Source organism: Xanthobacter autotrophicus ATCC 700552 (assembly GCF_043194565.1).
Taxonomy (GTDB): domain Bacteria; phylum Pseudomonadota; class Alphaproteobacteria; order Rhizobiales; family Xanthobacteraceae; genus Xanthobacter; species Xanthobacter autotrophicus_F.
Window position 1 is genome coordinate 103,929 of sequence record NZ_JBAFVS010000011.1, and the last position, 21,795, is coordinate 125,723.

Here is a 21,795-nt window from a genome sequence, read left to right on the forward strand (position 1 = left end):
CGCTCCAGCGTTCCAGGACGTCCCATGGTTGAGCTCACCCTTCCGAAGAACTCCCAGATCACGCCCGGCAAGGTGTGGCCGAAGCCGCAGGGCGCCAAGACGCTGACCGAGTTCCGCATCTATCGCTGGAACCCGGACGATGGCCGCAACCCGCGCGTCGACACCTATTATGTCGACCGCGAGGATTGCGGGCCCATGGTTCTCGACGGCCTGATCTGGATCAAGAACACCGTCGATCCCACCCTCACCTTCCGCCGGTCCTGCCGCGAAGGCGTGTGCGGCTCGTGCGCCATGAACATCGGCGGCACCAACACTTTGGCCTGCACCAAGGGCATGGACGAGGTGCTGGTGAAGGACGTGGTCAACGTCTATCCGCTGCCGCACATGCCGGTGGTGAAGGACCTGGTGCCGGACCTCACCCATTTCTACGCCCAGCACGCCTCCATCGAGCCGTGGCTGCAGACCGACAGCCCGCCCCCCGAGAAGGAGTGGCGCCAGGCCAAGGACGACCGCGAGAAGCTGGACGGCCTCTACGAGTGCATCCTGTGCGCCTGCTGCTCCACCTCCTGCCCCAGCTACTGGTGGAACGGCGACCGCTACCTCGGCCCGGCGGCCCTGCTGCAGGCCACCCGCTGGCTGAAGGACAGCCGCGACGAGCGCACCGGCTCGCGGCTCGACTATCTGGAAGACCCCTTCCGGCTGTATCGCTGCCACACCATCATGAACTGCGCCCAGGCGTGCCCGAAGAGCCTCAACCCGGCCAAGGCCATTGCCGAGATCAAGAAGATGATGGTCGAGCGCCAGATCTGACGGCGCGCCGGCCCGGATCATGCCTTAAGAAAGGCCGCCCGCCCCTGGCGTGGCGGCCTTTTCCGTTCCGGGTCACCCGCCGTGCCGAGGGCCGGCGATGCCCCGCTTCCACACTCAGCCGACAGCGCTTCTCAACGCCTCGCATTCCGTGTTAAAAATCTGTCGTCACCATTGAGAGAGCCGGAGGAGGCGAGATGTCGGTCGTTCGCGTTCTTGTGCCGGCGATCCTCGGACTCGCGCTGCTCGTGGCCCTTATCGCCCGCCCGTCGGAGACGTTCCTCGTCCTCGGCAGCGCCGTGCTCACGTTGACCACCGCCAGCAGCATCGTCTTCTTCGGCTTCGTGGCCATCGCCGCCCTGATCGGGCTGGAGCGCAACTCCGGCCGCCATCTGGCTCCGGCCGCACCGGTCCACATCCACCGCTCCCTGCGCGACGAGGTTTGAAGCTCAAGGCCGTTGCGCGCCTCAGCGGCGGCAGGTGACCGCCGGCCACGGGCTCTTGCGATAGAACGGCCGAAGCTCCACCACCTGGATGCGCGCCCACAGGGTGCTGGACGGCTCCGGGCACAGGCGCAGCATGGCCGAGGTGGGGTTGCCCCGCCAGCTCTCGGGAATATGCACCACCACGGCAAAGGCGCCCGCCTCATAGGCCGGGTCGCGGGCCCACCATCCCGCCGGCAGGCGTTGCCTGAGATAGGTGCGCAGCGACAGAAACGGATCGAACGGATAGGGGTCCACGTCCGGATCGACGGGCGGTCGCGCCGGGAGGTCGCCGAGGCTCTGCATGGGCGCCTGCTGGGCCACGGCCGCACCGACCCCGGCCAGAGCCGCCGCGAGCACGAGCATCATGAGTGTCCGCTTCGCGCGAAAACGCGGCAGAAAGCGCTCCAGAAAACGCTCCATAAGATCAACCCGGCTCGGCCACGTCGCGGATGCGCAGCGCCACGCGGGTCTCGCCTTGCCAGGTGTCCAGCTCCAGGCTTCCTGCCACATGCAGGGGCCGCCCGCGCGCCGCAAGCAGGGCGCGGCCCAGCGGCTCCTCGGCGCAGCGGAAGGCGGTGGCCTTCAGGGTGGTGCCGTCGGGGGAGGAGATGCGCGCCCGCACATGGCCGGCGCCGAAGCTCTCCACATAGCTGATGCGGTGGCCCGGAAAGGCGAACACCGGCTCCGGATTGCCGGCGCCGAACGGGCCGGCGCGGGCCACCGTGTCGACGAGGTCCGCCGTCGCCCCCCGCGCGGTGAGCGCGCCATCGATGGAGAGCGTGCCCTCGGCCCGCGCCCGGGCCACGTCGGCGGCGAGGCGCTGCTCGAACGCCGCCCGCAATGCGCCGAGGCGAGAGCGCTCCACCGTCAGCCCGGCCGCCATGGCATGGCCGCCGCCCTTCACCAGCAGCCCCGCCTCCAGCGCCGCGCGCACGGCGCGGCCGATATCGACGCCGGGCAGCGAGCGGCCGGAGCCGGTGCCGGTCTCCCCGTTGAAGGCGATGGCGAAGGCCGGGCGCTGGAAGCGCTCCTTCAGCCGCGAGGCCACGAGGCCGACCACGCCGGGATGCCAGCCATCACCGCTCACCACGATCACGGAGCCTTCGTCGCTCAAGCCCAGGGCGGCCTCGGCCTCCGCCTCGGCGGCGGCGAGGATGGCGCGTTCCACCTCCTGCCGCTCGCCATTGAGCCGGTCCAGCTCTTCCGCAATCTGGCGGGCTTCCGCCGGATCCTGGGTCAGCAACAGCTTCGCGCCCAGCGTCGCCTCGCCGATGCGCCCGCCGGCATTGATGCGCGGGCCGATGAGAAAGCCGAGATGGAACGGCCGCGGCGGTCCGTCGAGCCGGGCCACGTCCATCAGCGCCGTGAGGCCGAGGCGGCCGCGCCGGCGCATGGCGATCAGGCCCTTGGTCACGAAGGCGCGGTTGAGGCCCTTCAGCGGCACCACGTCCGCCACCGTGGCGAGCGCCACCAGATCCAGCGTGTCGAGCAGGTCCGGAGCCGGGCGGGCGGTGTTGAAATGGCCGTTCTGGCGCAGCGCGCGCACCAGCCCCACGGCGGTGACGAAGGCAAGGCCCGCCGCGCACACATGGCCGAGGCCGGAGAGGTCGTCCTCCCGGTTGGGATTCACGATGGCGACGGCTTCCGGCAGGCGCTCGCCGGACTGGTGGTGGTCGATCACCACCGTGTCCATGCCCAGCCGCCGGGCGGCGGCCAAGGGCTCCATGGAGGTGGTTCCGCAATCCACCGTCACCAGCAGGCTCACCCCACGCGCGGCCAATTGCTCGATGGCCGGGACATTGGGGCCGTAGCCTTCGAAGATGCGGTCGGGAATGTGGAACAGCGGATCAAGGCCCGCCGCCCGCAGCACGCCCACCATGAGGGCGGTGGCGCAGGCACCGTCCACGTCATAGTCGCCGAACACCGCCACCTGCTCACCCCGGGTCACCGCCCGCGACAGTCGCTCCACGGCGGCGCCCATGTCGGTGAGGGTATCGGGATCGGGCAAAAGGGTGCGGATGGAGGGGTCGAGATAGGGCTCCACCCCATCGAGCGGCACGTCGCGGCCGGCGAGCACGCGGGCCAGCAGCTCGCTGATGCCGGTGCGCTGGGCCATGGCGAGGGCGGTCTGGGCGCCGCGCACGTCAAGGCGCTCGCGCCAGGTGCGGCCGGTGGCGGAGCGGGCGACGTCGAGAAAGAGGCGATTCGGCAAAGCTATGTTCACGCGCGCATCAAGCCAGATGCGGCCTCTCCCGTCGAGCGACCGGCGGGTTTCACAGTCCCTGTGCGACGAGAAACACGCCGCCTGCCGCCACTGCAGCGGCGGCGGTGGCGGAGCCAAGGCGCAGGGTGAAGCCCGCGGAGCCTGCGGCCGCCGCAAATCCCACCCGTCCCAGGGCATTCATGCCCAGCGCGATCAGGATGGCAAGGGCGGCGCCTTCCAGCGACAGGCCGTTGCCCGCGAGCCGCGCCGCGTTCAGGGACGGCACGTCCACATCCACGATGCCGGCCACCGCGCTGACGAGATAGAGGCTGCCCGGCCCCACATATTTCAGCAGGATCCCGCTCACCGCCGAGACGAGGCCGAACATGCCGGCGAAGGCGGCGAGGGGGCCGATGTCGAATGGATTGCCGAGGCTGGCCTCGCCTTCCGCGTCACCGGCATGACGCACCATGAGGCCGCCGGCCACGGCAAAGGCCAGGGCCGCCGCCAGCGCCGGCGGGGCCAGTGTGGTGAGCAGGCTGGGCGCCACCACCATGCAGATGGCAAGCACCCGCAGCAGCGAGACCATGGCCGCGAGCGCCGCTCCTCCGGCGAGCAGCGCCGGCGGTTCTCCGGCGGCCGCGCGGCGGGCAAAGGCGATGGTGACGGCGGTGGAGGACACGAGCGCGCCGGCCAGCGCGCTGATGAGGATGCCCTTTTCCGGCCCGGCGACCTTGACCGCGACATAGCCGGCAAAAGAGATGGTGGCGGTCAGCACCATGAACAGCCAGATCTGGCGCAGGTTGATGCTGTCGAACGGGTCCAGCGTCCGGTCCGGCAACAGGGGCAGGACGATCACCGTCATGCCCAGCAGGACGAGGCCGGAGCGCAGTTCCAACCAGGTGAGCCTGGCGAGAAGGCCGTGCAGCACCTCGCGCGCCGCCAGAAGCCCGGTGGCGGCGATGGCCGCCGCGCCCGCCGCCGTCGCGTCCCCCGCCACCGCCAGCGCGCCGAGGGTGAACACCAGCAAGGCGGCGACGATACTGGTGATGCCGAAATCCTCGTCCTTCACCATCTCGCGATACTTGAAGCCGGCGAAGACGGCAGCGAATCCCAGACTTGAGGCAATGAAGACAACCGGGCTCCCAAGGGCCATGGCGAGCGCGGCGCTGACGCCGCCGAGCAGGCCGCACAGGGTATAGGTGCGCACGCCGGCAGTGCGGCTGCCGGGCGGATCGCTGCGCTCGCGCCAGCCCCGCTCCACACCCACCACCAGCCCGATGGCGAGCGCGACCGTGAGGCGGAAAATGAGCTCGTCCATGGCGTGCTCCCGGCTATCTCCTTCTGTTTATATACTCTTCCACGCGGCGGCGGGGATGGCGTGTGGCTTGCGGCCGAAAGGCCGGCTGCTGCCGACCGCCGCGCGCCCAAGGGGCGGCGGGAAGGGGACAACGCCGCTCCGAAGACCGCGCCGCCACATTTTCCGTTCACGCCCTTTCATGGGACATGGTCTATCTGTGCCGTCATCGCATGGCCTTCACCCGAGCCGGCGTGCATTTCGCACGAACATGCTCCAGATCAAGGCCACGGACGGGAAACAGGGGTGAGCAAGGCCGGCATGATCGCGACACCATCCCGAGCCGGGTTCACCCGGCGCTGCCCGCCCACGGCGCGGCGCGCCATCACAGCCGGCCGGACAAAGCCGTGACCGCGACCCCGCCCCGCTCCTTCGCCGCCCTTGTGCGGACCTACGGCACCTATGCCGGCGCCATGCTGGCCCGCGGCCTCGAACTTGTGGGCAAGCTCGGGCTCTACATGCTGGGCGCGCGGGCGCTGGGGGTGCATGATTCGGGCTATTTCTTCCTCTGCCTCACCTTGGTGGGGGTGCTGGCCACGGTGTCGCGGGGCGGGTTCGAGCGGGCGGTGGTGCGCCATCTCGCCGCCGAGCTGGCCGTGGGCAAGGGCCGGGCGGCGGGACACGCCTTCCTCGTCGGTCTCGGCGCGGTGCTGGGCCTCGGCCTTGCCGTGACGGCGCTCACCGCCGCCTTCGCCCAGCCGCTGGCGGACTATGTGTTCCGCGATCCCGACGCCGCCCGCCCGCTGCTGCTCTCCACCCTGGTGATCCTGCCTCAGGCCACCTGCTATTTCATCGGCAACGCGCTGCTCGGCCTGCACAAGGGCGCGGCGGGCCAACTGGTGCAGAACGGGCTGTGGCCGGTGCTGACGCTGGCGGCGGTGGTCGCGGGCGTCAGCTCCCTCGACGGGCTGCTCTATGCCCTCGCGGCGGCCAATGTGGCGGCCACCGTGGTGGGCGCCGTGCTGCTGCTGCGCGAGCGCCATCGCTTCGTGGACACCCACACGGATACGCCGCCGGGCGCGCCTTTGCCCGCCCTGTGGCGCACCGCGGCGCCGCTCTCGGTGGTGGAGATCGTGCAGATCCTGCTGCCGTCCCTGCCGGTGCTGCTGCTCGCCACCTTCGGCCTGCCCGCGCAGGTGGGCGCCTTCAGCGTGGCGAACCGCATCTCCATGCTGGTGTGGGTGGTCAGCACCTCCATCGGCAGCGTCGCCGCCCCCTCGTTTGCCGCCCGGCACCGGCAGGGGCAGTGGACCGAGCTGCGCCAGCTCAACCGCCGGGTGCGCCTCGCGGTGGCCGTCTTCGGCACCCCCGTGGTGGCGGTGATGCTGCTGGCGCCGTCGGAGGTGCTGCATCTGGTGGGACCGGGCTTTGAGATCGCGGCCACGGCGCTGGTCATCCTCGGCGTCGGCCAACTGGTCTATTGCCTGCTGCCGTGCCAGGAGATCGTGCTGGCCATGGCCGGCCACGGCGGCGTGCTGCGCTGGCTCACGCTGGGGCAGACCGTGGTCTGCCTCGCCCTGTGCGTACTGCTCATCCCGCCCTTCGGCATGATCGGGGCGGCCATTGCCACCGCTGTGTTCGCGGCCCAGCTCGCCATCGGCGCCAGCCTCATGGTGCGCAAGCTGATGCCGCAGGCGTTCTGATCCCCCACGCGCGCCGTTGCGCCTCACGCCGGCCGCAACCCTCTCTTAACGGTAAAGTAAGCGCGGCGCGGCACGGTGTGGAAAGCCTCCCGTCCGCGCCGCAGCAAGGGTCCGGACACGGGAGCCGGGCGTGAAGCAGGGGGACGCATGTTGATGCCGCAGGCGGCGCAGAGCGGCGCCACGGAACCGGCCACCGGATCCACGCGACCCGCCTTCACCCTGCGCGATTTCCTGATCGCCGCCTTCTACCACATCCGCATCGTGCTGCTGGCAGGGCTGATCCCGCTGGTGGTGGCGCTGGCCGTGGCCGCGACCAGCCGCACCGAATACACCGCCTCCAGCCTGCTCATGGTCATCGTGAGCCGCGAGGTGTCCAGCGCCCAGAACGTGACCGACACCGGCCCGGCCGTGCTCAGCATCGAGGGGCTGAAGCAGGTCGAATCGGAAGTGCAGATCATCGAGAGCGCGGACGTCGCCCGCGCCACCGTGGTCGAGATCGGCGTGGACCGGCTGTTCCCGCCGGGCCGGCTCGCCGCCATCACCCGCCTGTTCAGCTCAGACAAGGACCTGATGGACAAGGCGGTGGAGCGCTTCCAGGCCAGCGTGCGCGCCTCGGTGCAGTCCGGCTCCAACGTGATCCGGGTGAGCTTCACCAATCCCGACCGCGAGGTGGCCATCGCCGCCGCCGACGCGCTGGTGAAGACCTATCTCGCCGCCCGCCGCCGCCTGTTCGAGAACCCCACCGCCAAGATCCTGATGCTGGAAGTGAACCGCTTCCAGACCGACCTTTCCGCCGTGGACCGGGAGATCGAGCAGCTCAAGGTGAAGGCCGGCATCATCGATTTCGCCCAGGACGCCATCCTCGCCTCCAACCAGGTGGACGGCATCCTCCAGCGCCGCCGGCAGGTGGCCGAGCGCGAGGTGGCGGTGACCGCCCAGGTCACGGAGGCCGAGAAACAGTTCGCGGCGCTGCCCGATTCGGTGTTCGACTTCGCGGAGAAGACCGACGCCCTGCCCGGAGACGAGGACAACAACACCCTCTCGAAGCTGCTGCTGGAGCGCGACCGGGTGGCCTCCCAATATGCGCCGGGCAGCCAGCTGCTGCGGGACCTCGATCGCCAGATCGCCACCATCCGGGCGCGGATCAAGAGCCGCTCCGAGCGGCGCTATTCCACCGACCGGGCGGTGCGCAACCCGCAGGTCAACTACATCCAGAACATGATCCTGAGCCTCAAGGTGGAGCAGGATTCCCTCGGCCGGCAGAAGGCCGAGCTGGTGCAGCAGCAGCGCCTCGCCGAGGAACGCCTCGCCGCGCTGCGCACCGCCGAGACGCCGCTCATCGAGCTGAACCGCAAGCGCGACGCCCTGGGCGAAGGCTTCCGCGAATATCAGCGCCGTGCCGTGGCCGCCGCCATTGAGGAAGCCGCGTCCCAGTCCCGCCAGTCCGCGGTGCGCGTGGTGCAGGAGGCGGGCTCAGCGGTCACCAAGCGCTCGCTGGCGCTGCCGCTGGTGGCGGCGGGCCTGTTCGCCGCGATCCTGTTCGGCGGCGCGGCCGGGGCCCTTGCCTCCACCCTGCGCACCTCCTTCGTCACCCCGGCCGAGGCGGAACGCGCCCTCGGCCTGCCGGCGCTGGCGGTGTTCGACGCCGAGGCGGACCGGCCGGGCAACGCCGCCACGGACGAGGCCATCGGCAGCTGCGCCACCCTGCTGCTCGACACAAGCATCGACGACGCGCCGCTGCGGGTCATGCACTTCCTGTCGCCCGATGCCGACGATGCCCTGCCCTGGCTCGCCCGGCGGCTGGCGGAGGAGTTCGCCGCACGGCGCCAGCTGCGCACGCTGCTGGTGGACCTCTCCAGCGCCGCGCCCTACCCGCTCGCGGCCAGCGGCAGCGACGTGCGGGGCGGCATCGCCGTCGCCGGCACGCCGGTGCCGCTGCTGTGGGCGGCCGGCGACGCGGAGCGCTCGCCGCTGCTCGACTTCCGCCTGCCCATCGCCGAGGCGGAACTGATGATGGCCGAGCTGCGGCGCGCCTTCGACTGCGTCGTCGTCTCGTCCGACCTGCCCGGCGCCTCGCTCGTCACCCAGCGCTTCTGCCAGCTGGTGGATGCCAATATCCTCGCGGTGCAGGCGGAAAAGTCGCGCATGCCGGCGGTGCTCCGCCTGCGCGACCAGGTGGCGGAGAGCGGGGGCCTCACCATCGGCCTCGTCTTCCTCGGCCGGCGCTATTACCTGCCGAACTGGCTCTACCACCGCGCCTGAGGGTACAGCCGCAGGCATTTTCCGGCAGCCATTTCGCGCAGGCCTTCCCGCCTGAAGACCGCAGGGCCTGCCTCTGCCCGCAGAGGGCGGACGCGGCCGCTGTGGCGCGGGGGCATCATCAAGGTCCCTTCGTTCTCAATCGGTTTCGTGGCACCGCTGATAAGCGTTTCGTTAACCACGCCCCTTTAGTGTCGCTTTACCACGTTCAAGGGTTTTCACCCGGGATTTGCCGTGACGCGCCGTCGAACGAAGACGGAATGGTCGCGGAAATTCTGGCATTAACCTTTTGAATACGATTAGGCGCGGGAGTTGGTCGATGGTCTTGCCAGAATGCGGCGTGGTGAACACCGCTCGCGGCCCGGCCCGGGACGACCAGCTTCGGACGCGACGGCTCCGGCGGCGGGCGATACTCGCCCTCCTCGCCCTGGGCCTCGCACTCAATGGCTGCGCCGCCATCGCCACCTCCCAGAACACCGGCACCGAGCCCTTCACCACCGGCCACGAGCTGCGCTTCACCGAGGTGAACGTGGAGCGCTTCAAGCCGTGGAACGACCAGGTGCCAAGCTATCGGCTGGGGCCGGGCGACAAGATCAAGATCAAGTATTTCATCACCCGCGAGATGGACGAGGACCTGACCGTGAGCCCGGACGGCTCCATCGCGCCGCGTGCCATCGGCCAGATCCGGGTGGAGGGCTCCACCCTGTCCGGGGTGCAGGATTACGTGCGCCGCGAATCGCGCAAGGAACTGACCGACCAGAAGGTGGTGGTCTCGCTGGAGGAAGCCTCCTCGGCCCGGGTCTATGTGGGCGGCATGGTGGCCCATCCCGGCGCCTTCAAGCTCGCGGACATGGGCACCAGCGTGCTCCAGGGCATCCTGCTCGCCGGCGGCTTCACGGAGGAGTCGCGCACCGGACAGGTGGCGCTGATCCGCCGCGGCCCCAACAACGAGCCCATGCTGCGCCTCGTCAACGTGCGCGACGTGATCCAGACCGGGTTCGACGCCAACGACGTGCCGCTGGTGAGCGGCGACATCATCTATGTGCCACGCTCGTCCATCGCCGAGGTCAATCTGTGGATCGACCAGTTCATCAACAAGGTGGTGCCGTTCCAGCGCCAGTTCAGCTATACGATCGGCTCCTATTCCACGACCGGCGGCGGAACCTCGATCCTGCAATAGGGCACGCGCCCAAGGGCCGGCACCGCAGGCTGATGAGGTGGCGCATTCTCGTTTCCTGAAGTGAAAGGGCGCGCCTGCCCCCGCGCCCGGGTTGGTGACAGTCCGGCGCCGGGAGGGCGCCGACCGGAGGCGTCGAACACCCATGCGCGCGGTAGCCCAAACGCACCCAGAGTTCCGCACCGAGACCTTCCTCGGCGCGCCGTTCGCCTGCCTCGACGTGCCCGGCGCCGCGGGCGTCATCGGCGCGCGGCCCGCCGGTGCCCCCTTCAGCTATGTGATCACCTCCAACGCCTCCCATCTGGTGCGGCTCAACGCCCGCAAGGACGCGCGCTTTGCCGCCGCGCTTGAGGACGCGGGCCTCAACGTGCTCGACGGCGCGGTGCCCCACCTGCTGGCCGAGCGCCTGTTCGGCCTCGACATCCCGCTGTGTCCCGGCAGCGACCTCACCGCCGAATTGTTCGCGCACGTCATCGCGCCCGACGACGGGGTGACGGTGATCGGCGGCAGCGCGGAGATGAGGCGCCGGCTGATGGATCGCTACGGCATCCGCACGCTCAACCTCCATGTGCCGCCCATGGGCTTCATTGACGACCCGGCCGCGGTGGAAGCGGCGATCCAGTTCGTCATCGACCATCCCGCCCGCTACGTGTTCCTGGTGGTGGGGGCGCCGCGCTCCGAATATCTCGCGCACATGATCGCCCGGCGTGGCGGCGCCGTGGGCACCGGGCTGTGCGTGGGCAGCGCGCTCAACTTCCTCACCGGCCTGGTCCAGCGCGCCAGCCCCGCCTTCCGCCGGCTGGGCCTGGAATGGCTGTACCGGCTGGCGCAAAGCCCCAGCACCCATTTCGAGCGGGTGTTCGTGGATTCCCTGCCCATCTTCCTCGTCGCCGCCAAGGCAAAGCTTGATCCCGCCGCCTACGGCATGCGGCGCGGCGGGGACAGGCGATCGTGACCGGCCAGCCGGCGAGCCGGGACCCGCCCCGGGATCTGGCGACCCGCCGGGTGGTCATTCCGCTGCGCCGCAGCGCCGCCGGCATGGCGCCGGCCCTTGATGACGGCACGCATGTGCTCGCCAAGCTCGCCTTCGCTGCGACGCTGCCGTTCTTCGCCCAGGTCTTCTACTATCTCAACGAATATCCGGCGCCCTACCTGCTCTCGAAGGCGTGGCCCTTCCTGACCCTGCCGCTGGCGCTCTACGGCATGATCCGGCTGAAGCTGCCGGTGGGCCGGATGTTCCTGGTGGTGCTGGCCTATGGGCTCGGCTTCACGCCGCTGGTGTCCGTGATCCAGCTCGGCAACGGCTTCCTCGACGCGCTGACCACCACCATCAAGGCGTGGCCCTTCACCTATTATTTCAGCCTGTCGGCGCTGCTGGCGCTCCTCGCCGTGCCGCCGGAGAGCATCCGCAAGGCGGTGCTGGGCCTGGGGGCTACGACCTTCTTCCTGATGGTGATCATCTATCTCGTCGCGCCCGCGTCCTGGTATGCGGACAATCCGGCCGACAGCAAGCTGCTGCTGTTCGATCTGGAGCGCGGATATCGCGTCTACATGCCCATGGTCTTCGGCATGATTCTCGTCTTCTTCCTGTCCCGCGCCTTCGTGCTGAGGCGCAACATCCTCTACGGCCTGGGCGTGGTGCTGGCTTTTGTGCCCATGCTGCTGATCTACAAGCAGCGCGCCGCCATCGCCGCCGCTCTGGTGGTGGTGGTGTTCGGCATGACCATGTCGCTGCCGCCGCGGGCGCGCCGGATCGTGATCGGCCTTGGGCTGGCGGCGGTTGCCGTGGGTATCTTCCTGGTGGGGCGCAAGCTCGGCCTGTTGCCCGGCGGCGGCGCGTCCGGCGATGCGCAGGACACGTTCGGCGCCTCGCTCTCGGTGCGGCAGAACTCGTCGGCGCTGGCCTTCGCCTTCCTCGGCGACGATCCCATGCGCTGGATCTTCGGGGTCGGCGCCACCACGCGCTTCAGCACGGTGACGCTCAACGACATCTTCGGCAACGACCAGTTCTTCATCGCCGACCTCGGTTGGATCGGCGTCATCTTCGAATACGGCATCCTCGGCGCGGTCCTGCTCGCGGTGCTGCATGGGTGGTGCCTGGTCACGACATGGCGCCTGACGCGCGGCCTCGATGACCCCTTCGCCCTCGCGCTCAGCGACTACGTGCTGTATCTGGTCGTGAGTTCCGCCGTGTATTCGGTGGTCTTCACGCCCGGAGAGCTTGGCGTCGTCATGGCGCTCACCATCTATCTCGACCGGCGCCGGCGCGCATTACCGCCCGGTCCGCCGCCGGGCGAACCCCGCCGATTCGGCCTCGGCCGACCCATGGGAATCCGCCGCGTGACCCTCGGACGCTCGGGAGCAATCGCTCGTGCCGGCTGACCGCACCCGCCGCACCGCAGGGATGCCCCATGCTTGAGTCCCTGCAATATCTGCGGGCGGTGGCGAGCCTCATGGTGGTGGTGTTCCACCTCGGGGCGCCGCTGTCGCGCCTCGGCCTGACGGCGCCGTGGCCGCAGTCGGGCGCGGCGGGCGTCGACATCTTCTTCGTGCTCAGCGGCTTCCTGATGCTGGTCACCACCCGTGGCCGCGACGGCTACACCGCGACCTTCTACCTCAAGCGCATGGTGCGCATCGTGCCGCTCTACTGGATCGTCACCACGGCGAGCCTCGCGCTGCTGCTGGTGGCGCCGCAGCTGGTGAAGAGCGGCAAGGCGGACGCCTGGCACATCCTTGCCTCCTACCTGTTCCTGCCGGCGCGCCATCCCGTGCTCGGCACCCTGGAGCCGCTGGTGGTGCCGGGATGGACGCTGAACTACGAGATGTTCTTCTATCTCGTGTGGGGCGTGGCGCTGCTGCTGCCGGGGCGCGCGCGCCTGCCCGCCATCGCCCTCTTCCTCGCCGGGCTCGCTGTCCTCGGCCGCGCGGTGCCGACCGAGAACCCGTTCCTTGCCTTCTACACCGCGCCCATCATGCTGGAGTTCGTGTTCGGCCTCGCCCTCGGCCTCTGGTATCTGGAAGGGCCGCCGCTGGCGCGCGGATGGGGCTTCCTCTTCCTCGCCGCCGGCTTCGTGTCGCTGCTGGCGCAGGGCGATGTGGCGCAAGAGACCCGCGTGATCCAGTGGGGCATTCCCGCCGCCATGGTGGTGGCCGGCGCCCTCGTGCTGGAGCGGGCGCGACCGGTGAAGCGCATCGGCGCCTTCGTGCTGCTGGGGGATGCCTCCTATGCGCTCTATCTCGTGCACGGCATGGTGCTCTCGGCGGTGGGGCAGGTCTTCGTGCACCTTCAGGTCTTCTTGCCGCTGCCGGCGCCGCTCGCCTTCATCGCCTGCGCCATCAGCGCGGTGGGCGCGGCCATTGTCGTCGCCATCGCGGTGCATCTGGCGGTCGAGAAGCCGCTGCTGCGGCTGCTGAGCGCGCGGCCCCGGGCCAGCCAGGCCGCGACACCATGACCTGCACCGGGCAGGCGCGCGAAAAAAGCGGTTGCATGCGCTTGCCCAAGCGTTGCGGGGGCTGTCTATTCCCGGCGTTCGGCCGGGCGCGCGCCGCGCGATGATGAAGCCAAGGGGACAGTGACATGTGGAGACGCGTGAAAAAGCTCGTGAACGAGCCGGCCTTCCGCGAGGCCCCGCTCACCGTCACGGGCCGGGCCATCTCGCTCGCCGCCCACGTGGCCCTTGGCCGCAGCCCGGTGGCCGAGATCACCAAGGGCGGCGCGCGCGTGAAGCTGCCGGCGGACCTGCGCTTCACCACCACCAGCGTGTTCCTGCTGCGCGACAAGGTGGAGCCGGAGGTGCGCTACCTGGAGAAATTCCTGCGCCCCGGCGACGTGTTCGTGGACGTGGGCGCCAATATCGGCCTGTTCACCCTGAAGGCGGCGAGCTTCGCCGGACGGGTGGTGGCCGCCGAGCCGGGCGCCGTCGCCGGCCGGCAGCTTGCCGACAACCTCGCCCTCAACGGCTTCCGGAACGTCACCATCGTGCCCAAGGCCATCTCGGATGCGGAGGGCAAGGCGGTGCTGTTCCACAATCCCCTCGGCGACGATCCGCAGGCCTTCTCCCTCATCAATGACGGCACCAGCAGCGAGAGCGAGGAGGTGGAGATCACCACCCTCGACCGCCTCGTGGCCGACCTTGGCCTGGAACGGGTGGATTGCCTCAAGATCGACGTGGAGGGCGCGGAGGACCGGGTGATCAAAGGCGCCGCCGGGACCCTCGGCCGCTTCCACCCCGCCGTCATCTTCGAGATGAACTGTCCCACTTTGCTCAAGGACGGCGGCGATCCGGCCGCGGCCTGGGTGGCGCTCGGCGCGCTCGGCTACGGCTTCTTCCAGCTTCACGACAACGGCGCGCTGACCCCGCTCGCAACCCGCCCCAGCCAGTTCGGGAACTATGTGGCGCTCCACCCGCAGGGCAGACCCCTCGCCTGAGATTGAGGGTGGGGCGCTTAGCCCTGCCAGCGTTCAAGGCGCGCGATGATGTCGGGCCGGGCCGCGAAATAGAAATCGTTCACATAAAGCGCGCCCTTGCGGGGGCGCGCGCCGTCCGGCTCCAGCGCCGCGATGGGCTGGTGAACGGCCGGGTCGAACTCCGCGATGGGCCGCATTTCATGCCCCAGCCGGAAGAAGCCGCGATAGCCGAAAGGTTCGAGCACCTGCCGCACCGCTGCCACGGCGCCGGGCCGGTGGCGCTCCTCTGCCTCGATCAGGAAGGTGGGCCGGCTTGTGGCCACGATGGCGAGCGCGCCTTCCAGCACCTTCACCTCGTGACCCTCCACATCGAGCTTGATGAAGCTCACCGGCACGGTCACGCAGGCGTCGAGGCGCGCGATGGACACACGCACATCATCGGTCGGCCCCTCGACCTGCTGCGCGAGGTCGCCATCGAGGGTGGCGAGCGGCGAAAGATCACGCGGAATGTGCAGCACCGCCTCGCCGGCATCGGCGCTCAATGCGGTCTCGAATAGGGTCAGCGCTCCGGTGCGGATCTCACCGGGAAATCGCAGCTTGAGGATGCGCACGAGCCGGGGGTTGGGCTCGAAGGCGAGCACCCGGGCGCCACGCTTGAGCAGCCAGTAGGTGAAGAGCCCCCGGTTGGCGCCGATATCGCAGACGGTGTCGCCGGGCGCCACCAGCAGCGGCAGAAGCCGGACCTCGCTGTCCGGGTCCCGGGCGGCGCGCGCGTCCACCAGTGGACACAGCAACGCGAAAGCCCACGGCATGCGGCGTTCGAGGATGGCCTTCAAGAATTTCAGCATGCGCCCAATTCGCAGGCCAACCCACCGCGCCGAAAGAAGGCGTCTTCGCCACCCTGTGCCTTCTCATAGCAGAGGCACGAGGGAAGACAATGGACGCAAGGCCCGGGAAGCCCCCCTCATCGGCCGGTGGGCAACGCACCGTCTGGACGGGCTGGCGGGGGAGGCACGCTTTTTCTATGGTCGCGCGACTGAGCCGGAGAAGATGCAGTGAGTGGTCCTTCCGCGCCCCGCCCGGCGGTGTTTTTCGACCGGGATGGCGTCCTCAACCTGGACACGGGCTATGTCCACGACCCGGAGGGGTTCCGCTGGGTGGAGGGCGCTCGCGAGGCGGTGAAGCACTTCAATGCGCTCGGCCATCTCGTCTTCGTGGTGACCAACCAGTCCGGCGTCGCCCGCGGCTATTACGGCGAAGCGGAGGTCGCCGCCCTGCATGGCTGGATTGCCGGGGAGCTTGCCGCCGTCGGCGCCCATGTGGACGACTGGCGCTATTGCCCGTTCCATCCGGATGCGGCGGTGCCGGCCTATCGCGCGGTCCATCCCTGGCGCAAGCCGGCGCCGGGCATGATCCTCGATTTGATGGAGCACTGGCCGGTGGCGCGCGACCACAGCCTGCTCATCGGCGACCAGCCCTCCGACATGGCAGCGGCGGCGGCGGCCGGCATCGCCGGCCATCTGTTTCCCGGCGGCGACCTCCTCGCCTTCGCGCGCGGCCTGTGCCCCGCTGTGCCCGGCGCCGACGTGAGCGCCCCCCTCACGGCACCGGCGCCTCGCACCCCGCACGGTCGAGGGTGACGCAGATGGCGCGGGCAAGAGCGCGATAGTCGGGATTGTCCGGACCCGTGGGGCCGGGCGGCACCAGGCCGAGGCCGTAGAGCATGGCCCCCGCCTTCGGATCGGCAAGGACCTCCTGAAGCAGCTTCACCGTGCGCTCCAGCGTGAAGCGCGGCCCGCCCGCATCCGAGGGCATCACCTGTATGCCCAGCGCCAGCGGCCCCGACCACAGGCTGCGATAGGCACGGAAGGCCTCCAGTGGCTGATAGTTCGGCCCGGCGTCGTAGGACATGACCGAGACCAGATCGAGCCCTCGCGCCGCCTCCGATTTCAGCAGCGCCCGCATCATGCCGACGTAAGGGCCGTAGCGCGGCTCCGAGGCGGCGAAGCGGCCCTCGCCATAGGCGCCGACGCTCCAGCCGGCGAGGCTCACCACATAAGGCCGGGGCAGCGCGGCCCGAAGATCGGCCAACACAGTAATGGCGCGGGCATCGTCGGCGCAGGCGATGGCACCGTCCGGCGTGCGGGCGCAGCCGGAATCCGCCGTCTCATAATCAAGATCGACACCGTCGGCGCCGAGGTCCTTCACCAGCTGCGCCAGCGCGCGGAAGTCCCGCGCGTCCCAACCGAAATAACCCCAGCCGCCCACCGCCAGCAGCACCCTGGTGTCGGGGTGTTTCGCCTTCAGCGCGGCGATGGCGTCCTTCAGGATCGTGCCGGAAAAGGGAAAGGCGAGGCCGGTGCCCGACAGGTCGAGGTCCCCGGCATAGGCGAGGTCCGGCTTTACGAAGCCCAGCGCCACATGGGAGATGGAGCCGGGCAGCCGGGCGAGAAGGGTCTTCGCGGGGTCCTGCGTGGCAACCTCCGCCCAGGAGGCCAGATAGGCGAGGAACGGGCGTTGCTCCGCCGTCCCTTCCGCCGCTCCCGCGCGGCCGGGCGACAGCCCCAGGAACAGGATCACCAGGACGGTCAGAAGACCGCAGGCCCGGCCATGCCCTTGGTGATGGTGAGCAGCATGATTCTGATGTCGAACCATATGGACCAATGCTCAATGTAGAAAAGGTCGAGCTCGACGCCCCGCTCGGCCTTCTCGAGGGTGTTGATGCCGCCGCGCATGCCGTTGATCTGCGCCCAGCCGGTGATGCCGGGCTTCATCCGGTAGCGCGCCACATATTGGCGGATCGCCTCGTAGCGCACATGGGTGGCGACCTGCATGTTGGGCACATGAGGCCGCGGCCCCACCACCGACATCTCGCCACGCAGCACATTGATAAGCTGGGGCAGCTCATCGATGGAGGTGGAGCGCAGGAAGGCGCCCACGCGGGTGATGCGCGGATCGTCCTTGGACGTGCCCCTGGAGCCGTCGTCGGCGAGATCCACCCGCATGGTGCGCAGCTTGAAGCAGGGGAAGACGCGGTTGTTGAGGCCCACGCGCGGCTGGCGGAACAGGATCGGCCCGGGGGAATCCAGCTTGATGGCCGCGGCGGCGACCAGCAGGATCGGGGCCGTGAGAATCAGGCCGATGGTGGCCACCGCATAGTCCTCGACGCCCTTGAGAAGCCCGAGCGAGCCCTTGAGCGGCTGCTGCTGCACCTGGAGCGCCGGCTCCCCGGCGAGGCGCGTCAGCCGGGCGTCGTTGAGCATGAAGCGCTCGGGATCCAGCTCGACAATGACGTCGGCCGCGATCTGGTACATCTGGTTGGCGATGGTGCTGATGGCGGCGGGATCATCCCAGCTCTTGGCGACCACCACGATATCCACCGGATTGTGCTTCACATATTCCAGCAGGTCGGCGAGCCCGCCCATCAGGGGAACGCCCTCGGGCGCGGGGGGCGGCGGGGTCATCTCGCCGGGCAGGTGCCCCTCGTCGAACATGCCGACAAAGGTGAGCAGGCCGTCTGCGCCCTCCTCCTCGCGGTAGCGGCGCACGAGGTCGCAGGCACGCGCCGGATCTCCGATGATCACCGCATTGCGCCGCAGGACCCCACGGGCCTGCACCAGCGCCACCCCCGTGCGCACCAGCACAAGGCGCCCGAAGATCAGCGCCACCGCCGTCAGGATGCCCCAACCGAGCAGGGCGGCAAGGTTGGTCTCGCCGATGGGGATGATGGCGTAATAGCAGATGGCCACCAGTGCGCCGGCCGGAGCGCCGGCCACCGCGAGGTGACCGATCTGGCGCAGCGGGCGCACATAATGCTCGACCCGGTAGGCCCGGCCGGCCTGCAGAATCTGGACGAAGGCGAAAACGCCGATCGCCCAGAGGATGCCCATCTGGCTCCAGGACAGGAAGTCCCACCGCCCGTGCGCGATGATGGCGGCCAGCGCCGCCATGGCGATGTCACAGAGCAGGACGAGGCGGTTGACGAGCCCGTGGGTCCAACGTGTCATCGCCCAATCCCTGACGCGCCCGTTTTTTCTTGAGCCGGACCGCGATTGGGATTGGTTTTGCTGAAGAAGCGGTTGGCAGTCAAGCTGTGGAAGCTATCACACGTGTACAAATGAAAGGAGCCGCCCGGCTGGCGCCGCGCGGCTCCTTTTTGATCGCAAGCCCGGCAGGGCCGGCTGTCAGTGGCCAAGAGCCTTGTCAGTGGCCAAGAGCCTTCACGACTTCTTCGGTTACCTTCTTGGCGTCGCCGAAGAGCATCATGGTGTTGTCCTTGAAGAACAGCTCGTTCTCCACGCCGGCATAGCCCGCCGCCATGCCGCGCTTGATGAAGAGGACGGTCTTGGCCTTTTCCACGTCGAGGATGGGCATGCCGTAGATGGCCGACTGCGGATCGGTCTTGGCCGCCGGGTTGGTCACGTCGTTGGCGCCGATGACGAAGGCCACGTCGGCCTGGGCGAACTCGGAGTTGATGTCCTCCAGCTCGAACACCTCGTCGTAGGGCACCTGGGCCTCGGCCAGAAGCACGTTCATGTGGCCCGGCATGCGGCCCGCCACCGGATGGATGGCGTACTTCACCTCGACGCCCTCCTTCTTGAGCATGTCGGCCATCTCGCGCAGGGCGTGCTGGGCCTGGGCCACCGCCATGCCGTAGCCCGGCACGATGATGACCTTCTCGGCGTTCTTCATGATGTAGGCCGCGTCGTCGGCCGAGCCCTGCTTCACCGGGCGGGCTTCCGCCTGCGCGCCGCCGCCGGCCGCCGCGGCATCACCGCCGAAGCCGCCGAGGATGACGGAGATGAAGGAGCGGTTCATGCCCTTGCACATGATGTAGGACAGGATGGCGCCCGAGGAGCCCACCAGCGCGCCGGTGATGATGAGCGCGGTGTTGCCCAGGGTGAAGCCGATGCCCGCCGCCGCCCAGCCCGAGTAGGAGTTCAGCATCGACACCACGACGGGCATGTCCGCGCCGCCGATCGGGATGATGAGCAGCCCGCCGAGGATCAGCGACACCAGGGTGATGATCCAGAACAGCGTGATCGAGCCGGTGAGCACGAAGGCGATGATCAGGACCAGCAGCAGGAGGGCAAGGCCGGCATTGATGAAGTGGCGCGACGGCAGCATGATCGGCTTGCCGCTCATGTTGCCGTTGAGCTTGGCGAAGGCGATGATGGAGCCGGTGAAGGTGATGGCGCCGATGGCCACGCCCAGCGACATTTCCACCAGGCTGGCGCCATGGAGGTGTCCCGGATCGCCGATGCCGAAGGCGCGCGGCGCGTAGAGGGCGGCGGCCGCCACCAGCACCGCGGCCATGCCCACCAGCGAGTGGAAGGCAGCGACCAGCTGCGGCATCTGCGTCATGGCGATGCGCTTGGCCACCACCGCGCCGACGCCGCCGCCGATGCCGATGCCGGCCAGCACCAGCACCCAGCCCATGAGGTCCGACGGCGGTGAGAGCGCCAGCGTGGTGAGGATGGCGATGCCCATGCCCACCATGCCGAACAGGTTGCCCTGTCGCGAGGTGGTGGGATGGGAAAGGCCACGCAGGGCCAGGACGAAGAGAATGCCTGCGACCAGATAGAGCAGGGCGGCGAAATTCGCGTTCATGTGCCCCGCCTCACTTCTTCTTGGAGTACATGGCGAGCATGCGGCTGGTCACGAGGAACCCGCCGAAGATGTTCACCGAGGCGAAGACAAGCGCGATGAAGCCGAAGATGCGTGCGCCCCAGGCGTGGCTGGAATCACCCACGGTGGTGACCCCCACCGCGAGCAGCGCGCCCACCACGATCACCGAGGAGATGGCGTTGGTGACGCTCATGAGCGGGGTGTGCAGCGCCGGGGTCACCGACCACACCACGTAATAGCCCACGAACACCGCGAGCACGAAGATGGAGAGGCGGAACACGAAGGGGTCGATGGCCCCTCCGGTCGCGCCGTGCGCCACTGCGCCGAGCGCAGCGCCGGCCTGGTCGGCATAGAGCTGGGCGGCTTCCGCCGCCTGGCGCGCGATCTCTGCAGCGGCGCGGGCCTGGGAGGCGGCGTCCGTCGCGGTCTGGGCTGAGGCGGGATTCATCAGGCCGCTCCCTCACTGGTCGTTGCGAGATTCTTGGGTGCGAAGTTGGGATGCACCACGGCGCCGTCGCGGGTGAGCAGGGTGGCCTTGACCAACTCGTCGTCCCACTTCACGGCGAGCGACTTGGTCGCCTTGTCCACCATGGTCTCGAAGAAGTTGAACAGGTTCTTCGCATAGAGCGGCGAGGACGACGCCGCGATGCGTCCGGGCACGTTGAGATGGCCGACGATCTTGACGTTGCCGACCCAGGCCACCTGGCCGGGGACCGCACCTTCCACATTGCCGCCACGCTCCACCGCCAGGTCGACGATGATGGAGCCGGGCCGCATGGAGGCCACCATTTCGGCCGTGATCAGGCGCGGCGCGGGCCGGCCGGGGATCAGGGCGGTGGTGATGACGATATCCTGCTTCTTGATGTGCTCGGCCACGAGGGCGGCCTGCTTGGCCTGGTATTCGGCCGACATGGGCTTGGCGTAGCCGGCGGCGGTTTCCGCCTGCTTGAACTCCTCGTCCTCCACCGCGACGAACTTGGCGCCGAGCGAGGCGACCTGTTCCTTGGCCGCGGGGCGCACGTCGGTGGCGGTCACGATGGCGCCGAGGCGGCGCGCGGTGGCGATGGCCTGCAGGCCGGCCACGCCGGCACCCATGACGAAGACGCGGGCGGCGGGCACGGTGCCGGCGGCGGTCATCATCTGCGGCAGGGCGCGGTTGAACTCGGCGGCGGCGTCGATGACGGCCCGGTAGCCGGCCAGGTTCGCCTGGGAGGACAAAACGTCCATCACCTGCGCACGGGTGATGCGAGGCATCAGCTCCATGGCGAAGGCGTTGACGTTGTAGCGCGCGAGCGTGGCCAGGGCCTCGTCGTTGCCATAGGGATCGACGATGGCCAGCAGCAGCGCGCCGGGCTTGTACGACGAAAGTTCGGCTTCCGTCGGACGGCGAACCTTCAGTACCACTTCGGCGCCGTACAGGGCATCGGCGGCGGTGGGGGCGATGGTCGCGCCGACGGCTTCATAGTCTGCATCCAGAATGCCCGACTTGAGGCCCGCGCCCGTCTCGACCTCCACGCTGGCGCCGAGCGCGAGCAGACGCTTCACCGTATCCGGGGTCGCAGCGACCCGCGGCTCGCCGAGATCAATCTCGGCGGGGACAGCGATTTTCATCAGAGATGTCTCCGGTGCTCCAACCCGTCAGCGGGTCAGAGGAGGAAGATCCACATGAGGGTGAGGAGGACGGCGACCGCGATCGCGCCCCATTTGGTCAGGGCGGTGAAGAGCACATAGGTGCTCTCGTGCTCGGCGTAGTCGTTACCGTCCGCAATCGCGTATTCGGTCGTGGCGTGTTCAGCCATCTTTTCCCCCTTTTCAGGCCTCATTTAGG

General features: G+C 69.1%; 20 protein-coding genes. 10 read left to right on the top strand and 10 right to left on the bottom strand.

The genetic code is table 11. The annotated features are described in order from the left end of the window. Positions 1-24: 24 nt before the first annotated feature. Together V5F48_RS13595 and V5F48_RS13600 are read left to right on the top strand one after the other, a co-directional pair. Positions 25-810, top strand: a complete 786-nt coding sequence (locus V5F48_RS13595) for a succinate dehydrogenase iron-sulfur subunit (protein WP_394259147.1) — start codon at positions 25-27, stop codon at positions 808-810. Positions 811-1,004: 194 nt separating this feature from the next. Beyond that, positions 1,005-1,253, top strand: coding sequence for a hypothetical protein (locus V5F48_RS13600; RefSeq protein WP_394109181.1), 249 nt, complete (start codon positions 1,005-1,007; stop codon positions 1,251-1,253). A 21-nt stretch (positions 1,254-1,274) separates the two neighbouring features. On the opposite strand, the gene V5F48_RS13605 is transcribed toward V5F48_RS13600, so the two are convergent. From V5F48_RS13605 to V5F48_RS13615, 3 genes are all read right to left on the bottom strand, one after another. Next, on the bottom strand, positions 1,275-1,658 hold the full coding sequence (locus tag V5F48_RS13605) for a hypothetical protein (RefSeq protein ID WP_394259148.1): 384 nt from the start codon (positions 1,656-1,658) through the stop codon (positions 1,275-1,277). 58 nt (positions 1,659-1,716) lie between these two features. After that, positions 1,717-3,504 (bottom strand): single-stranded-DNA-specific exonuclease RecJ, encoded by a 1,788-nt coding sequence (gene recJ / locus V5F48_RS13610; RefSeq protein ID WP_394259149.1) that lies wholly within the window; start codon positions 3,502-3,504, stop codon positions 1,717-1,719. 61 nt (positions 3,505-3,565) lie between these two features. Further along, on the bottom strand, positions 3,566-4,816 hold the full coding sequence (locus tag V5F48_RS13615) for an MgtC/SapB family protein (protein ID WP_394259150.1): 1,251 nt from the start codon (positions 4,814-4,816) through the stop codon (positions 3,566-3,568). Positions 4,817-5,199: 383 nt separating this feature from the next. On the opposite strand from V5F48_RS13615, the gene V5F48_RS13620 reads away from it, so the two are divergent. The 7 genes from V5F48_RS13620 (at position 5,200) to V5F48_RS13650 (ending at position 14,360) form a co-directional block, all read left to right on the top strand. After that, a complete protein-coding gene (locus tag V5F48_RS13620; RefSeq protein ID WP_394259151.1) occupies positions 5,200-6,495 on the top strand; it encodes a lipopolysaccharide biosynthesis protein in 1,296 nt (431 codons plus the stop codon). Between the two features lie 147 nt (positions 6,496-6,642). Further along, complete coding sequence (locus tag V5F48_RS13625) at positions 6,643-8,757, top strand: GumC family protein (protein WP_394259152.1); 2,115 nt, start codon at positions 6,643-6,645, stop codon at positions 8,755-8,757. Positions 8,758-9,073: 316 nt separating this feature from the next. Continuing rightward, positions 9,074-9,934 carry a polysaccharide biosynthesis/export family protein gene (locus tag V5F48_RS13630; protein WP_394259153.1) on the top strand — a complete coding sequence of 287 codons (861 nt, stop codon included), beginning with the start codon at positions 9,074-9,076 and terminating at the stop codon, positions 9,932-9,934. 142 nt (positions 9,935-10,076) lie between these two features. Further along, positions 10,077-10,886 carry a WecB/TagA/CpsF family glycosyltransferase gene (locus tag V5F48_RS13635; RefSeq protein ID WP_394259154.1) on the top strand — a complete coding sequence of 270 codons (810 nt, stop codon included), beginning with the start codon at positions 10,077-10,079 and terminating at the stop codon, positions 10,884-10,886. Continuing rightward, the gene (locus V5F48_RS13640; RefSeq protein WP_394259155.1) at positions 10,883-12,313 is read left to right on the top strand and encodes a hypothetical protein; all 1,431 of its coding nucleotides are present in this window, start codon (positions 10,883-10,885) and stop codon (positions 12,311-12,313) included. Before V5F48_RS13635 ends, V5F48_RS13640 begins: the two co-directional genes overlap by 4 nt. A gap of 29 nt (positions 12,314-12,342) precedes the next feature. After that, positions 12,343-13,383, top strand: a complete 1,041-nt coding sequence (locus V5F48_RS13645; RefSeq protein ID WP_394259156.1) for an acyltransferase family protein — start codon at positions 12,343-12,345, stop codon at positions 13,381-13,383. A gap of 137 nt (positions 13,384-13,520) precedes the next feature. Further along, positions 13,521-14,360: an FkbM family methyltransferase gene (locus V5F48_RS13650; RefSeq protein ID WP_394259157.1), complete on the top strand. Its 840-nt coding sequence runs from the start codon at positions 13,521-13,523 to the stop codon at positions 14,358-14,360. 17 nt (positions 14,361-14,377) lie between these two features. Here V5F48_RS13650 and V5F48_RS13655 read toward each other — a convergent pair whose 3' ends face one another. After that, positions 14,378-15,187, bottom strand: coding sequence for an FkbM family methyltransferase (locus V5F48_RS13655; RefSeq protein WP_394259158.1), 810 nt, complete (start codon positions 15,185-15,187; stop codon positions 14,378-14,380). A gap of 207 nt (positions 15,188-15,394) precedes the next feature. Here V5F48_RS13655 and V5F48_RS13660 point away from each other — a divergent pair, with 207 nt between their 5' ends. Further along, positions 15,395-15,979, top strand: a complete 585-nt coding sequence (locus tag V5F48_RS13660; RefSeq protein WP_394259159.1) for an HAD family hydrolase — start codon at positions 15,395-15,397, stop codon at positions 15,977-15,979. On the opposite strand, the gene V5F48_RS13665 is transcribed toward V5F48_RS13660, so the two are convergent. The 6 genes from V5F48_RS13665 to V5F48_RS13690 form a co-directional block, all read right to left on the bottom strand. After that, positions 15,939-16,919 carry a glycosyl hydrolase family 18 protein gene (locus tag V5F48_RS13665; protein ID WP_394259160.1) on the bottom strand — a complete coding sequence of 327 codons (981 nt, stop codon included), beginning with the start codon at positions 16,917-16,919 and terminating at the stop codon, positions 15,939-15,941. The two genes, V5F48_RS13660 and V5F48_RS13665, sit on opposite strands and share 41 nt — an antisense overlap. Positions 16,920-16,927: 8 nt before the next feature. Further along, the gene (locus tag V5F48_RS13670) at positions 16,928-18,346 is read right to left on the bottom strand and encodes an exopolysaccharide biosynthesis polyprenyl glycosylphosphotransferase (RefSeq protein ID WP_394109195.1); all 1,419 of its coding nucleotides are present in this window, start codon (positions 18,344-18,346) and stop codon (positions 16,928-16,930) included. Positions 18,347-18,542: 196 nt separating this feature from the next. Then, a complete protein-coding gene (locus tag V5F48_RS13675) occupies positions 18,543-19,949 on the bottom strand; it encodes an NAD(P)(+) transhydrogenase (Re/Si-specific) subunit beta (RefSeq protein ID WP_394109196.1) in 1,407 nt (468 codons plus the stop codon). Positions 19,950-19,959: 10 nt separating this feature from the next. Then, positions 19,960-20,415, bottom strand: a complete 456-nt coding sequence (locus V5F48_RS13680; RefSeq protein ID WP_394109197.1) for a proton-translocating transhydrogenase family protein — start codon at positions 20,413-20,415, stop codon at positions 19,960-19,962. Next, entirely contained in the window at positions 20,415-21,578 is a 1,164-nt protein-coding gene (locus V5F48_RS13685; protein ID WP_394109198.1) for a Re/Si-specific NAD(P)(+) transhydrogenase subunit alpha, read from the bottom strand. The genes V5F48_RS13680 and V5F48_RS13685 overlap by 1 nt, the downstream gene beginning before the upstream one ends. A gap of 35 nt (positions 21,579-21,613) precedes the next feature. Further along, the gene (locus V5F48_RS13690; protein ID WP_138398306.1) at positions 21,614-21,766 is read right to left on the bottom strand and encodes an aa3-type cytochrome c oxidase subunit IV; all 153 of its coding nucleotides are present in this window, start codon (positions 21,764-21,766) and stop codon (positions 21,614-21,616) included. Positions 21,767-21,795: the final 29 nt, after the last annotated feature.